The sequence below is a fragment of the Pseudomonas sp. SF2 genome (assembly GCF_036858055.1).
Classification (GTDB): Bacteria; Pseudomonadota; Gammaproteobacteria; order Pseudomonadales; family Pseudomonadaceae; genus Aquipseudomonas.
In genome coordinates this window covers 66,279-80,305 of record NZ_JAMBDI010000014.1, presented here as the reverse complement: position 1 = coordinate 80,305, position 14,027 = coordinate 66,279, and the positions used below count along the sequence as shown (strand labels likewise).

The following is a 14,027-nucleotide window of genomic DNA, read 5'->3' as shown; positions in this document are numbered from 1 at the left end:
GATGAGTCAGGCCTATTTCATTGCCGGTACCGATACCGATGTTGGCAAGACCACCATCGCTGCCGGGCTGTTGCATGCGGCACGGTCGCAAGGCTTGAGCACGCTGGGGGCCAAGCCGGTGGCCTCCGGGTGCACGATGACGCCGAAAGGCTTGCGCAACAGCGACGCTCAGGCGTTGATCGATGAAAGCTCGATCAAGCTGCCCTACGAGCAGGTCAACCCGTTTGCTTTCGAGCCGGCCATCGCACCGCACGTGGCGGCGCGCGAGGCCGGGGTGACGCTTGCCGTGCCGGAGCTGCTGGCGGCGATGCGCAATGTGCTGCAACAAAATGCCGACTTCACCCTGATCGAGGGGGCCGGTGGCTGGCGCGTGCCATTGTCGGGGCAAGCCAACTTGTCCGACCTGGCCATTGCCCTCAAGCTGCCGGTGATCCTGGTGGTGGGGGTGCGGCTGGGGTGCATCAGCCACGCCTTGCTCAGCGCCGAGGCGATTGCCCGTGACGGGCTGCAACTGGCGGGGTGGGTGGCAAACATCATCGAGCCGCGTACTTCGCGCCTGGAAGAGAACCTGGCCAGCCTGGCCGAACGCTTGCCGGCGCCTTGCTTGGGGCGGGTGCCCAAGTTGAAGCAGGCCAGTGCCGACATGGTGGCTGAACACCTTCAGCTGGATCTGCTGGATTAGCCGTTTCCAGGCCTGGCCCTTTCGCGGGTAAACCCGCTCCCACAGGTACTGCACAAGTCTCAGAAAACATGGAGATCCTGTGGGAGCGGGTTTACCCGCGAAGAGGCCGGTGCAGGAATACCCATGGCCTATCAACTGGCACCGGGCCATTAGGGATTTAAACGGGCCTTTTCGCCCCGGGCCTGTTTTAATTGGCCCTGTTCGTCATCCAGCGTCAATGGAGTCCTGACATGGAAATCACCGGTAGCTCCGCCTATTACGCGGGCCTGAGCGCAATCCAGACCGGCCAGAACCGCGTCGATCAGGCCGCCAGCCAGATCGCCAATACCACCGCCGAACGTACCGCCACCAGCCAGTCCAGCGATTTTCAGGCCGAACGCCTGCGCGCGGTCGACCGCAGCCAGCAGATGGACCTGGCCACCAGCACCGTGCAGCTGGCGGTGGGCAAGCTTGAAGTCGAGCTTGGCGCAAAGGTCGTCAAGGCATCCGACGAAATGCTCGGCCGGATCATCGACACCTACGCCTGATACGGCGGCTTTCCCGAACCTGTCGCTATCCCTGTGGGAGCGGGTTTACCCGCGAATGCGTCCGCCCGGACACTTCTGTTTTCCGGGCTGGTCCATTCGCGGGTAAACCCGCTCCCACAGGTGTATGTATCATGGCTTGTCAGTTTTGCCATTTTTCGTGGCGTAAATGGCACCATAGTCCATCCTTGACATCAGGCGGAGCTAAACGTAAGTTTCAAACAACTGTTTGATCGACGACCGCCAAGCGCGGGTCACCTCCACAGAACTCACCTAGAGGTTCATCGCAATGCCTGATTACAAAGCCCCCTTGCGTGATATCCGCTTCGTTCGCGACGAGCTGCTCGGCTATGAGGCGCACTATCAGAGCCTGCCGGGTTGCCAGGACGCCACGCCCGACATGGTCGATGCGATCCTCGAAGAAGGCGCGAAGTTCTGTGAGCAGGTGCTGTCGCCGTTGAACCGCGTGGGTGATCAGGAAGGCTGCACCTGGAGCGAATCTGGCGTGAAAACCCCGACCGGCTTCAAAGAGGCCTACCAGCAGTTCGTCGAAGGTGGCTGGCCGAGCCTGGCGCATGACGTCGAGCACGGCGGCCAGGGCCTGCCAGAGTCGCTGGGCCTGGCCCTGAGCGAAATGGTCGGCGGTTCGAACTGGTCGTGGGGCATGTACCCGGGCCTGTCGCACGGTGCGATGAACACCATCTCGGCGCACGGCACCGCCGAGCAGCAGCACACCTACCTGACCAAGCTGGTATCCGGCGAGTGGACCGGCACCATGTGCCTGACCGAGCCACACTGCGGTACCGACCTGGGCATGCTGCGCACCAAGGCCGAGCCACAGGCCGACGGCAGCTACAAGGTGTCGGGCACCAAGATCTTCATTTCGGCCGGTGAGCACGACATGGCCGACAACATTGTCCATATCGTCCTGGCCCGCCTGCCGGACGCACCGGCCGGCACCAAGGGCATCTCGCTGTTCATCGTGCCGAAGTTCCTGCCCAACGCCGAAGGCGGCGTGGGCGAGCGCAACGGCGTGAGCTGCGGCTCGATCGAACACAAGATGGGTATCCACGGCAACGCCACCTGCGTGATGAACTTCGACGGCGCCACCGGCTACCTGATCGGCCCGGCCAACAAAGGCCTGAACTGCATGTTCACCTTCATGAACACCGCTCGCCTGGGCACTGCGCTGCAAGGCCTGGCCCACGCCGAGGTAGCCTTCCAGGGTGGCCTGAAGTACGCCCGTGAGCGCCTGCAGATGCGCTCCCTGACTGGCCCGAAAGCACCGGACAAGGCCGCTGACCCGATCATCGTCCACCCGGACGTGCGTCGCATGCTGCTGACCATGAAGGCTTTCGCCGAAGGCAACCGCGCGATGGTGTACTTCACCGCCAAGCAGGTGGACATCGTCAAGTACAGCCAGGATGAAGAAGAGCGCAAGAAGGCCGATGCCCTGCTGGCGTTCCTGACCCCGATCGCCAAGGCGTTCATGACCGAAGTCGGCTTCGAAGCCGCCAACCACGGCGTGCAGATCTACGGCGGCCATGGCTTCATCGCCGAGTGGGGCATGGAGCAGAACGTGCGCGACAGCCGCATTTCCATGCTGTACGAAGGCACCACCGGTATCCAGGCCCTGGACCTGCTCGGCCGCAAGGTGCTGATGACCCAGGGCGAAGCGCTGAAGGGCTTTACCAAGATCGTGCACAAGTTCTGCCAGGCGCAGGAAGGCAACGAGGCGGTCAAAGAGTTCGTCGAACCGCTGGCAGCGCTGAACAAGGAGTGGGGCGAGCTGACCATGAAAGTGGGCATGGCCGCCATGAAGGACCGTGAAGAAGTGGGTGCGGCCTCGGTCGATTACCTGATGTATTCCGGCTACGCCTGCCTGGCCTTCTTCTGGGCCGACATCGCCCGCCTGGCGGCCGAGAAACTGGCTGCCGGTACCAGCGAAGAGGCGTTCTACACCGCCAAGCTGCAGACCGCGCGCTTCTACTTCCAGCGCATCCTGCCGCGTACCCGTACCCATGTGGCGACCATGCTGTCGGGTGCCAACAACCTGATGGCGATGGACGAAGAGAACTTCGGCCTGTCGTACTGATCCTACCGCTGTACGCGAAACCCGCCTGCCTTCACCGGCAGGCGGGTTTTTTGCATTCTGGGGTGGGCACAATTCCCGTGTTTTACACGATCATTGTGGGAGCGGGTTTACCCGCGAAGAATGCGACACGGTATATGGCACCGGCTTTGCCGGTGTTCGCGGGTAAACCCGCTCCCACACTGATCGCGTGCAACCCGGAATTTCGTGTTCACTCCATCCGCATATTCAACTGTTCATGTGCACTGCCGATGAAGTAAGGGCACAATGCCATTATTGATCTGCCGGGTCGGAGATTACCCTTGTTTCGTCTTAACGCTGTTCGCGCAAGCCACTTCCTGCCGTCGCTGTTCTTGTTGCTGGCAGGGCTCGCCGCAGCCTATGTGAGAGACCTCAGTGTCTTTTTCACATCGCTGTTCAATGTCCTGCCTACCTTGGTCCTGCTGCTGGGCGGCGCCTATTGCGCGGTGTACCGCCGCCAGCGCGAGCTGTTCCTGATGCTCACGGTGTATATCGCCTACTTCCTGCTCGATACCCAGACCGACTTCTACCGTGACCATGGCCGCGTGCGCGAAGACGCGGCGGTGATCTTCCACTTGGTGTGCCTGCTGCTGCCCGCCCTGTTCGGGTTGTATGGTGCCTGGCAGGAGCGCACCCATCTGCTGCAGGACCTGGTCGCCCGTGGCGCCGTGCTGTTTGCCGTCGGCAGCGTGGCGGTGGCCCTGGAGCAAAGCTACCCCGAGGCGTTGCTGACCTGGTTGGCGGAAATCCGCTGGCCAACCTTGCACGGCCAATGGATGAGCCTGATCCAGATGGTCTACCCACTGTTCCTCGGCGTGTTCATCCTGCTGGTGGTGCAATACCTGCGCGCGCCACGGCCGCTGCACGCAGCGTTGATCACAGGGCTGCTGGGCATCTTCTGGATGCTGCCGCAAACCTTCATCCTGCCGTTCACCCTGAACATCATGTGCAGCCAGGTAATGCTGATGATCGCTGCGGCGGTGGCGCACGAGGCCTACCAGATGGCCTTCCGCGACGAGCTGACCGGCCTGCCGGGGCGCCGTGCGCTGAACGAGCGCATGCAGCGCCTGGGCCGCAACTATGTGATCGCCATGACCGATGTCGACCACTTCAAGAAATTCAACGACACCCATGGCCACGATGTGGGCGACCAGGTGCTGCGCCTGGTCGCCAGCCGCCTGTCCAAGGTCACCGGCGGTGGTCGGGCCTACCGCTATGGCGGCGAGGAGTTCGCCCTGGTGTTTGCCGGCAAGACCGCCGAGGAATGTGTGCCGCATGTGGAAGCCGTGCGCGAAGTGATCGCCAACTACGTGATGCACCTGCGCGACCAGCACAACCGCCCGCAGGACGATACCACCGGGCGCCAGCGGCGAGCGGGTAGCAGTGGCGGCACGGTATCGGTCACCATCAGCATTGGCGTGGCCGAGCGCCAGACCGATCATCGTAACCCCGAGGCCGTGTTGAAATCCGCCGACCAGGCGCTGTACAGCGCCAAGGGCGCGGGGCGCAATTGTGTCATGGTACATGGGCAACAATCGCAGCGTGGGGCAGTGCGCACGGCGTGACCGGAATAGACTATATAGTCTAGTGATGACCCTATGTCTCGTAAAAGTTGTTCGGTTACACTGCCTGTAACCCAGTGTCGCGGTTCCCCGAGACCGCCCCGACCCGACTAGCGAGAGGTTGTCATGGCTGAATATAAAGCGCCCCTGCGCGACATGCGCTTCGTACTGAATGAAGTCTTCAACGTGGCCGAGCAGTGGGCGCAGTTGCCCGGGCTGGGCGAGGTTGTCGATGCCGACACGGCCATGGCGGTGCTGGAAGAAGCCGGCAAGGTCACTGCCAGGTCCATTGCGCCGCTCAGCCGCGCTGCGGATGAAGAGGGCTGCCACTGGGACAACGGCGCGGTACGCACACCGGCCGGTTTCATCGAGGCCTACAACACCTACGCCGAAGGCGGTTGGGTAGGCGTGGGCGGCGATCCGCTGTTTGGCGGCATGGGCATGCCCAAGGTCATTTCGGCCCAGGTCGAGGAAATGGTCAACGCCTCCAGCCTGTCCTTCGGCCTGTATCCGATGCTGACCGCCGGCGCCTGCCTGTCGATCAATGCCCACGCCAGTGAAGCGCTGAAGGAAAAGTACCTGCCGAACATGTACGCCGGCGTGTGGGCCGGTTCCATGTGCCTGACCGAGCCGCACGCCGGTACCGACCTGGGCATCATCCGCACCAAGGCCGAGCCCCAGGCCGACGGCAGCTACAAGGTCAGCGGCACCAAGATCTTCATCACCGGCGGCGAGCACGACCTGACCGAGAACATCATCCACCTGGTGCTGGCCAAGCTGCCGGACGCACCGGCGGGGCCGAAAGGCATTTCGCTGTTCCTGGTGCCGAAGTTCCTGGTTAACGAAGACGGCAGCCTGGGCGCACGCAACCCGGCCACCTGTGGCTCGATCGAGCACAAGATGGGTATCCAGGCTTCGGCCACTTGCGTGATGAACTTCGACGAAGCGGTCGGCTACATCGTCGGTGAGCCGAACAAGGGCCTGGCGGCCATGTTCACCATGATGAACTACGAGCGCCTGGGCGTTGGTATCCAGGGCCTGGCCTCGGCCGAGCGCTCCTACCAGAACGCCGTTGAGTACGCCCGCGACCGCCTGCAGAGCCGTGCCCCAACCGGGCCGCAAGCCAAGGACAAGGTCGCTGACCCGATCATCGTCCACCCGGACGTGCGCCGCATGCTGCTGACCATGAAGGCGCTGATCGAGGGTGGCCGCGCCTTCTCCAGCTACGTGGCCATGCAACTGGACAGTGCCAAGTTCAGCGAAGATGCCAGCGTGCGCAAGCGCAGCGAAGAGCTGGTGGCACTGCTGACGCCGGTGGCCAAGGCCTTCCTCACCGACCTGGGCCTGGAGTGCGCGGTGCACGGCCAGCAGGTGTTCGGCGGGCATGGTTACATTCGCGAGTGGGGCCAGGAGCAACTGGTGCGCGATGTGCGCATTACGCAGATCTACGAGGGCACCAACGGCATCCAGGCCCTCGACCTGATGGGGCGCAAGGTGGTGGCCAGCGGTGGTGCGTACTATCGGCTGTTCTCCGACGAGATTCGCCAGTTCATTACCAGCGCGGGTAGCGAACTGGATGAGTTTGCCAAGCCGTTGGCGGCCAGCCTCGACCAGCTCGACGGGTTGACCGAGTGGGTACTGGAACAAGCCAAGGGCAACCCGAATGAAATTGGCGCGGCTTCGGTCGAATACCTGCATGCCTTTGGTTATGTTGCCTATGGCTACATGTGGGCACTGATGGCGCGGGCGGCCAAGGCGGGTGAGGGGGACGAGGCGTTCTACTCGGGCAAGCTGGGTACGGCGCGGTTCTACTTTGCGCGGTTGCTGCCGCGGGTGGATTCGCTGGTGGCCTCGGTGAAAGCGGGGAGTGAGTCGCTGTACCTGCTGGATGCCGAGCAGTTCTGACGGATTTAGGGGCCGCAAAGCGGCCCCAATTCCAGGCACATCTGGAAGTGAATCCTCCTGTGTAAGCTTTTTCCTACACAACGTGGTGACTTTTCACCACTGTTCTCAGATTGGATCCACGGTTAATCTTTACCACATGGACGTTGCGCAGGAAGCGCAAAGGACAGATCAAGGATGACGACGAAGGACACCTGCCAGGATGGCGGGGCGATACGGATGTCACAGGGAAACAGTCTGGAAAACCCCGCTTCGGCGGGGTTTTCTTTGTGCGCGTGTTTTTTCAGCCCAGCACATCCAGCGGCGATGCGCCCAACAGGCGAGCGTCCGTCTCTTCCTCCAGCAGCGTGCGCAGCAGCTCCACAGAGGCCTGCTGGCGCTGGGCATCGCGGAATACCAGGCCAACCTTCAGCGGTACCCGCGGCTCGCTCAATGGCTTCCACAGCAGCCCCTGATCATCCTCGGCGGCCTCCTTGGCCCGCCCCGGCAGGATGGTGGCCAGCGCGGTATGGGCCAGGCTGTCGAGAATCCCCGCCATGTTGTTCATCTCGGCCTGCACCTGCGGCCGACGCCCCTGGCTGGCCAGCTGCGCCTGCCAGATCTGGCGGATCTGGAATTCCTCGCCCAGCATCAGCATGGGCAGCTCGGCGGCCTGGCGGATGGATACCTTCTTGAAGTCCTTCAGCGGGTGGGTAGCGGGGATGACCAGTTGCAGCTCGTCTTCGTACAGCAGCAGGCCATGCAGCCCCGGCTGGCGTGGTGGCAGGTAGCTGATACCGATGTCCAGGCTGCCGTTGAGCAGGCGCCGTTCGATCTCCAGCCCCGACAATTCGTAGATCTGCACCACGAGGTGCGGCTGTGCCCTGCGCAGGCGTTCCAGCAACTGCGGCACCAGGCTCGGCCGCACGGTCTGCAGCACGCCGATGGCCAGTGTACGCAGGGACTGGCCCTTGAAGTTGCGCATGGCCTCGTGGGCGCGCTGCAGGCCGTCGAGCAGCGGTAGGGCATGGTTGTACAGGGTATGAGCGGCCAGGGTCGGCAGCAGGCGTTTGTTGCTGCGCTCGAACAGGCTCAGGTCGAGGCTGTGTTCCAGCTGGCGGATCTGCTGGGAAAGCGCCGGCTGGGACAGCGACAGGCGCTCGGCGGCGCGGCCCACGTGGCCTTCTTCATACACCGCGACGAAATAACGCAGTTGGCGGAAATCCATAAGTAACACTTATCGAAAATGCTGGAAAAACGAAATGGTCGAAAACCCTCGCGAGGCCTAGTCTATCGCCGTATTCCAGCGGGTTACAGCGATGAATCGATCGATTGTTACCACGGATGAAAAACACTTTTGATAGGCAAGGCAAAATATCGAGTGCCGGCACCCAGACCGCACCGTGGCCGCCCTTTACCGTGATTGGTTGGAGCCCTGATGAACCTGTTCAACCTGCGCCGCCCGGCCCCTGCCGCCGTCGCCGAGCCCAAGCGTGCGCCGGTGATCGTGCCGGAAGCGCCGCAGCTGTCGCGTGAGCGCCTGATGCCCAGCACCGAACGCGCAGCGCAAGTGTTCGTGCGTGGCCAGGGCTCCTGGTTGTGGGACAACGAAGGGCACGCCTACCTGGACTTCACCCAGGGCGGTGCGGTCAACAGCCTGGGGCACAGCCCCAGCGTGCTGGTGAAAGCGCTGGGCAACCAGGCCCAGGCGCTGATCAACCCGGGCTCGGGCTACCACAGCCGTGGCCTGCTGGGGCTGGTCAACCGCCTGTGCCAGAGCACCGGCAGCGACCAGGCCTACCTGCTCAACAGCGGTGCCGAAGCCTGCGAAGGCGCGATCAAGCTGGCGCGCAAGTGGGGCCAGCTGCACCGCAACGGCGCCTACCACATCATCACCGCCAGCCAGGCCTGCCATGGTCGCAGCCTGGGCGCGTTGTCGGCGTCCGACCCGCTGCCGTGCAACCGCTGCGAGCCGGGCCTGCCGGGCTTCAGCAAGGTGCCGTTCAACGACCTGGCGGCGCTGCACGCCGAGGTGGACTCGCGCACCGTGGCAATCATGCTCGAGCCGATCCAGGGCGAGGCGGGTGTGATCCCGGCCACACAGGAGTACCTCAAGGGTGTGGAAACGCTGTGCCGCGAACTGGGTATCCTGCTGATCCTCGACGAGGTGCAGACCGGCATCGGCCGCTGTGGCGCGCTGCTGGCTGAAGAAACCTACGGCGTGCGCGCCGACATCATCACCCTGGGCAAGGGCCTGGGCGGTGGCGTGCCGCTGGCAGCCTTGCTGGCCCGGGGCACGGCGTGCTGCGCCGAGCCTGGCGAACTGGAAGGTAGCCACCATGGCAACGCGCTGATGTGCGCCGCCGGCCTGGCTGTGCTGGATACCGTGCTGGAGCCTGGTTTCTTCGCCCAGGTGCAGGACAACGGCCGCCACCTGCGCGAAGGCCTGAGCCGGCTGGCCGGGCGTTACGGCCAGGGCGAAGTGCGCGGGCAAGGCCTGCTGTGGGCCCTGCAGCTGAAAGAAAACCTGGCCCGCGAGCTGGTGGCGGCGGCCCTGGACGAAGGCCTGCTGCTTAACGCACCGCAGGCGGATGTGGTGCGCTTCTCGCCGGCGCTGACCGTGAGCAAGGGCAACATCGACGAAATGCTGCTGCGCCTAGCCCGCGCCTTCGCCCGCCTGCACACCCGGCAGCAGGCCCGCCGGGAAGTACCGGCCTGATCCGAATTTTACGAACCGTCTGGCGTTCCTGCGCATCGCCCCTGGCCTGTTTCATTCGGCCCGGGGCGTTTTTTTTTCCAGTGGAACCTCTGCCACGCGGGTCTAGTCTGTGAAGTAACCCCTTCAGGAGAGACTCGCATGGACTTCATTCGCATTATCATCGCCATCATCCTGCCGCCGCTCGGCGTGTTCCTGCAGGTGGGGTTTGGCGGGGCGTTCTGGCTGAATATCCTGCTGACCTTGCTGGGGTACATTCCGGGGATCGTGCATGCGGTGTATATCATCGCCAAGCGGTGACATTGCTGGGGCTGCTCTGCATACACATAAATAATTGAGTTAGCAGGGCTCTGTGGGAGCGGGCGTGTCGAGGCTTCGAACCGCCGCGAACACCGGCGGAGCCGGTGCCATACACCGGGTTGGCCGTTTCGCGGGCGCGCCCGCTCCCACAAGGGAATGTGACACGCTCTCGAACATTGTTCCCTGTGCGACAGCGCAGCCCAAAATCTCAGCTCCCCAACACCCGGCAATAGAATTTCCATTCTTCTTCCAGCGCATGCGCCAGGTTCTCCGCCTTGCGGAACCCATGCCGCTCCCCGGCATAGAAGTGCCCTTCGGCCTCGATCCCGTTAGCCTGCAGCGCCGCCAGCATCGACCGCGTCTGCTCCGGCACTACCACTGCATCCAGCTCGCCCTGGAAGAAAATCACCGGCACCTTGATCTGCCCCGCATGCAGCAGCGGCGTACGCTGGCGATAGCGCTCGGCGTCCTGCAGCGGGTCGCCGATCAGCCAGTCCAGGTAGTCCCCTTCGAACTTGTGCGTGGCCCGGCCAAGGGCAAGCGGGTCGCTGACCCCGTACAGGCTGGCGCCCGCGCGGAACACATCATGGAACGCCAGGGCGCACAGGGTGGTGTAGCCCCCCGCACTACCGCCGCGGATGAACGCCTTGCGGCGGTCGATCAACCCACGTCCGGCCAGGTAATCTACCGCCGCGCAAGCATCGGCCACATCGCTTTCGCCCCAGCGCAGGTGCAGGGCCTGGCGGTATTCCCGGCCATAGCCGGTGCTGCCCCGGTAGTTGAGGTCGGCGACGGCGAAGCCGCGTTGGGTCCAGTACTGGATGCGCGGGTCGAGCACGGGATAACAGGCTGAGGTCGGGCCGCCATGGATGAACACCACCAGCGGTGCAGCCCCTTGCGACCGGGCGGCCGGGTAGAAGAAGCCATGGGCGCGGTGACCGTCACTGCCATAGTGGATCGACTGCGGCAGGCTGATATGCGTTGCCGGCAGCACGTCGGCACCACCGGCCAACACGCTGACCTCGTGGTTGCTGCGGGTAATGGCGATGACCGCTGGCGGGCTGATCGGCGAGGCGGCAATGGCGTACAGGTGTTCGCCATCCATGGCCAGGCTGCGAAAGCGCGTGTAGGCGCTGGCGAAGCGCTCCAGGCGGCCATCGGTAGTACGCAGCCCCAGTTGCCCGAAGCCGTCTTCGCACCAGCTGGCCAGATAGCTTTGCGGCCCCAGCGCCAGCCAGGTACTGGCGCCCAGTTGCCAGGGCGCCGCAGCGTGGTCCGCGGGCTCGGCAGGCAGGGCCTGCCAGCGGCCATCGATCTCACCCCAGGGCTGCCAGAAGCCTTTGCGGTCGGACAGGCAGTAGAGTCGGCCTGCGCTATCGAAGCGCGGCTGTTGCAGCGATTCGTCAGCGCCGGCCACACATTGCGCCGGCCCCCAGTGGCCACTTGCATCACGTGTGCGGCACATCAGCCGGGTGACGGTCCAGGGTTGTGCCGGGCGGTCCCATTCGACCCACGCCAGGCGCTGGCCGTCGGCACTCACCGTAGGCGAGGCATAGAAGTCGGCACCTTCGGCGAGCACCTCGCGGGTATGTTCACCCAAGGCGACCAGACGATGCTCGACCCGTTCGCCATGCTGTTCCTCGACCGCCAGCACCAGGCCGTCGTGCCATTGCACATCGCCGTAGCGACAGCTGGGATCATCGGTCAGGGCACGTGGTGCCATACCTTCCAGGGCCTGGGTATAGACCTGCTGGTCCTTTTCGTTGACGAACAGCAGCCCGTCACCACCCAGGCAAAAACTGCCGCCGCCGTATTCGTACACCCGGCTACGCGCGCTGAAACCATCGGGGGTCAGGCAGCGGGCCTGCTGGCGCTGCCAGTGCCAGATACGGCAGGCGCCATCGGCTGGGCGGAATTCATTCCAGAACAACCCCGCGGCGCTGACCTTGATTTCGGCAAAGTCGGTGCCGGCGGCAACCGCCTGGGCCGCGCTGAACTCAGCCGCGGGCGATGACACGGGAGTTTCGTTCATTGCGGAAGGTCATCTGTTCAATGGCGAGCTGGGCGCTTTCCGCCTCCTCGCGGGCTTTGAGGATGATGCCGTGGTCGGCCGACTTGGCGCACACCGGGTCGGCGTTGCTGGCATCGCCGGTGAGCATGAAGGCCTGGCAGCGGCAGCCGCCGAAGTCCTTTTCTTTCTCGTCGCAGGAGCGGCAGGGTTCGGGCATCCACTCATAGCCACGGAAGCGGTTGAAGCCGAACGAGTCGTACCAGATGTGGTGCAGGTCGTGGTCGCGCACGTTGGGGAACTGCACCGGCAGCTGGCGCGCGCCGTGGCAGGGCAAGGCGGTGCCGTCCGGGGTGATGGTCAGGAACAGGCTGCCCCAGCCATTCATGCAGGCCTTGGGGCGCTCCTCGTAGTAGTCCGGGGTGACGAAAATCAGCTTGCACGGGTTGCCCTCGGCCTTGAGCTTGTCCCGGTATTCGTTGGTGATGCGTTCGGCCCGCTCAAGCTGTGCGCGGGTCGGCAGCAGGCCCAGGCGGTTGAGGTGGGCCCAGCCGTAGAACTGGCAGGTGGCGAGTTCGACGAAGTCGGCCTCCAGGGCGATGCACAGCTCGATGATGCGGTCGATCTTGTCGATGTTGTGCCGGTGGGTGACGAAGTTGAGCACCATCGGGTAGCCATGGGCCTTCACCGCACGGGCCATTTCCAGCTTCTGCGCAAAGGCCTTCTTCGAGCCGGCCAGCAGGTTGTTGACCTGTTCGTCGCTGGCCTGGAAGCTGATCTGGATATGGTCCAGGCCGGCCTTCTTGAAGTCGGCGATGCGCGCCTCGGTCAGGCCGATGCCCGAGGTGATCAGGTTGGTGTAGTAGCCCAGCCGGCGGGCCTCGCCGATCAGCTCGGCGAGGTCCTGGCGTACCAGCGGTTCGCCGCCGGAAAAGCCGATTTGCGCGGCACCCATTTCCCGGGCTTCGGCCATTACCTTGAACCACTGTGCGGTGCTCAGCTCCTGGCCCTGGGCGGCGAAGTCCAGCGGGTTGGAGCAGTACGGGCACTGCAGCGGGCAACGGTAGGTCAGCTCGGCCAACAGCCACAGTGGCAGGCCGACTGCGGGCGTGGGCGGTAACTCAGGCGAGGACGATCCAGTGTTCGGCACGGGCCACCTCCATGAACTGCTCGATGTCATCGGCCACTTCCGGGACACCGGGGAACTGTTGTTCGAGTTCGGTAATGATCGCGGCAACGTCACGTTGGCCGTCGATCAGGCCACCGATCAGGGCCGCGCTGTCGTTGAGCTTGATCATGCCCTCGGGGTACAGCAGCACATGGCCCTTTTGCGCCGGCTCGTACTGGAAGCGGTAGCCGGGGCGCCAGTTCGGCACTTGATTACGGTTGAAACTCATAGGGTGATCCCTTTGTGCCACACCCGTTCCTGGGTGACGGAGTGATAGGGCGGGCGGTTCAGCTCGTAGGCCATGCTCATGGCGTCGAGCATGCTCCAGAGAATATCCAGCTTGAACTGCAATATTTCCAGCATACGCTCCTGGCCCGCGCGGGTGGTGTAGTGCTGCAGGGTAATCGCCAGGCCGTGCTCCACGTCACGCCGGGCCTGGCCCAGGCGGGTGCGGAAGTACTCGTAGCCGGCCGGGTCGATCCACGGGTAGTGCTGCGGCCAGCTGTCCAGGCGCGACTGGTGGATCTGCGGGGCGAACAGCTCGGTCAGCGAACTGCTGGCCGCTTCCTGCCAGCTGGCGCGGCGGGCGAAGTTGACGTAGGCGTCCACGGCAAAGCGCACACCGGGCAGTACCAGCTCCTGGGAGCGCAGCTGGTCCGGGTCCAGGCCCACGGCCTGGCCCAGGCGCAGCCAGGCTTCGATACCACCGTCCTCGCCGGGCGCGCCATCGTGGTCGAGCAGGCGCTGGATCCACTCGCGGCGCACTTCGCGGTCCGGGCAGTTGGCGAGGATCGCGGCATCCTTCATCGGGATGTTGACCTGGTAGTAGAAGCGGTTGGCCACCCAGCCCTGGATCTGTTCGCGGGTGGCGCGGCCCTGGTACATCGCCACGTGGTACGGGTGATGGATGTGGTAGTAGGCGCCCTTGGCGCGCAGGGCCTGCTCGAACTCGGCAGGGGACATTGGCAGTGCGTCGCTCATTCGGCTGGCTCCTGTAAAGCTGAGTCTAGGCTCAATCCCTGTGGGAGCGGGTNNGGCGAAGCCGGTGCCATACACTGTGTGGGATTCTTCGC

The 14,027-nt window shown here is 64.0% G+C and carries 12 protein-coding genes; 7 read left to right on the top strand and 5 right to left on the bottom strand.

Annotated elements, in window-relative coordinates:
• Position 1 precedes the first annotated feature (1 nt).
• From bioD to M2S36_RS09865, 5 genes are all read left to right on the top strand, one after another.
• Positions 2–682, top strand: coding sequence for a dethiobiotin synthase (gene bioD / locus M2S36_RS09885; RefSeq protein WP_233688017.1), 681 nt, complete (start codon positions 2–4; stop codon positions 680–682).
• Positions 683–912: 230 nt separating this feature from the next.
• Entirely contained in the window at positions 913–1,209 is a 297-nt protein-coding gene (locus M2S36_RS09880) for a hypothetical protein (RefSeq protein WP_025337434.1), read from the top strand.
• Between the two features lie 286 nt (positions 1,210–1,495).
• Entirely contained in the window at positions 1,496–3,301 is a 1,806-nt protein-coding gene (locus tag M2S36_RS09875; protein ID WP_333957099.1) for a phenylacyl-CoA dehydrogenase, read from the top strand.
• A gap of 299 nt (positions 3,302–3,600) precedes the next feature.
• On the top strand, positions 3,601–4,884 hold the full coding sequence (locus M2S36_RS09870) for a GGDEF domain-containing protein (RefSeq protein ID WP_207834072.1): 1,284 nt from the start codon (positions 3,601–3,603) through the stop codon (positions 4,882–4,884).
• 123 nt (positions 4,885–5,007) lie between these two features.
• On the top strand, positions 5,008–6,786 hold the full coding sequence (locus tag M2S36_RS09865) for an acyl-CoA dehydrogenase C-terminal domain-containing protein (protein ID WP_207834074.1): 1,779 nt from the start codon (positions 5,008–5,010) through the stop codon (positions 6,784–6,786).
• Between the two features lie 280 nt (positions 6,787–7,066).
• Here the strand turns inward: M2S36_RS09865 and M2S36_RS09860 are convergent, their stop codons facing one another.
• Positions 7,067–7,990, bottom strand: coding sequence for a LysR family transcriptional regulator (locus M2S36_RS09860; RefSeq protein ID WP_004375209.1), 924 nt, complete (start codon positions 7,988–7,990; stop codon positions 7,067–7,069).
• Positions 7,991–8,200: 210 nt separating this feature from the next.
• On the opposite strand from M2S36_RS09860, the gene M2S36_RS09855 reads away from it, so the two are divergent.
• Entirely contained in the window at positions 8,201–9,481 is a 1,281-nt protein-coding gene (locus M2S36_RS09855) for an aspartate aminotransferase family protein (protein WP_207834076.1), read from the top strand.
• Positions 9,482–9,619: 138 nt separating this feature from the next.
• A complete protein-coding gene (locus M2S36_RS09850; protein WP_009681539.1) occupies positions 9,620–9,778 on the top strand; it encodes a YqaE/Pmp3 family membrane protein in 159 nt (52 codons plus the stop codon).
• Positions 9,779–9,986: 208 nt separating this feature from the next.
• Here M2S36_RS09850 and M2S36_RS09845 read toward each other — a convergent pair whose 3' ends face one another.
• Genes M2S36_RS09845 through pqqC form a run of 4 tightly spaced genes read right to left on the bottom strand, consistent with a single transcriptional unit; the run spans position 9,987 to position 13,935 of the window.
• Complete coding sequence (locus M2S36_RS09845) at positions 9,987–11,810, bottom strand: S9 family peptidase (protein WP_207834078.1); 1,824 nt, start codon at positions 11,808–11,810, stop codon at positions 9,987–9,989.
• Positions 11,776–12,936, bottom strand: a complete 1,161-nt coding sequence (gene pqqE, locus M2S36_RS09840) for a pyrroloquinoline quinone biosynthesis protein PqqE (RefSeq protein ID WP_207834087.1) — start codon at positions 12,934–12,936, stop codon at positions 11,776–11,778. The genes M2S36_RS09845 and pqqE overlap by 35 nt, the downstream gene beginning before the upstream one ends.
• Positions 12,908–13,183 (bottom strand): pyrroloquinoline quinone biosynthesis peptide chaperone PqqD, encoded by a 276-nt coding sequence (gene pqqD, locus M2S36_RS09835; protein WP_207834089.1) that lies wholly within the window; start codon positions 13,181–13,183, stop codon positions 12,908–12,910. Before pqqD ends, pqqE begins: the two co-directional genes overlap by 29 nt.
• Entirely contained in the window at positions 13,180–13,935 is a 756-nt protein-coding gene (gene pqqC / locus M2S36_RS09830; protein ID WP_003255592.1) for a pyrroloquinoline-quinone synthase PqqC, read from the bottom strand. The genes pqqD and pqqC overlap by 4 nt, the downstream gene beginning before the upstream one ends.
• Positions 13,936–14,027: the final 92 nt, after the last annotated feature.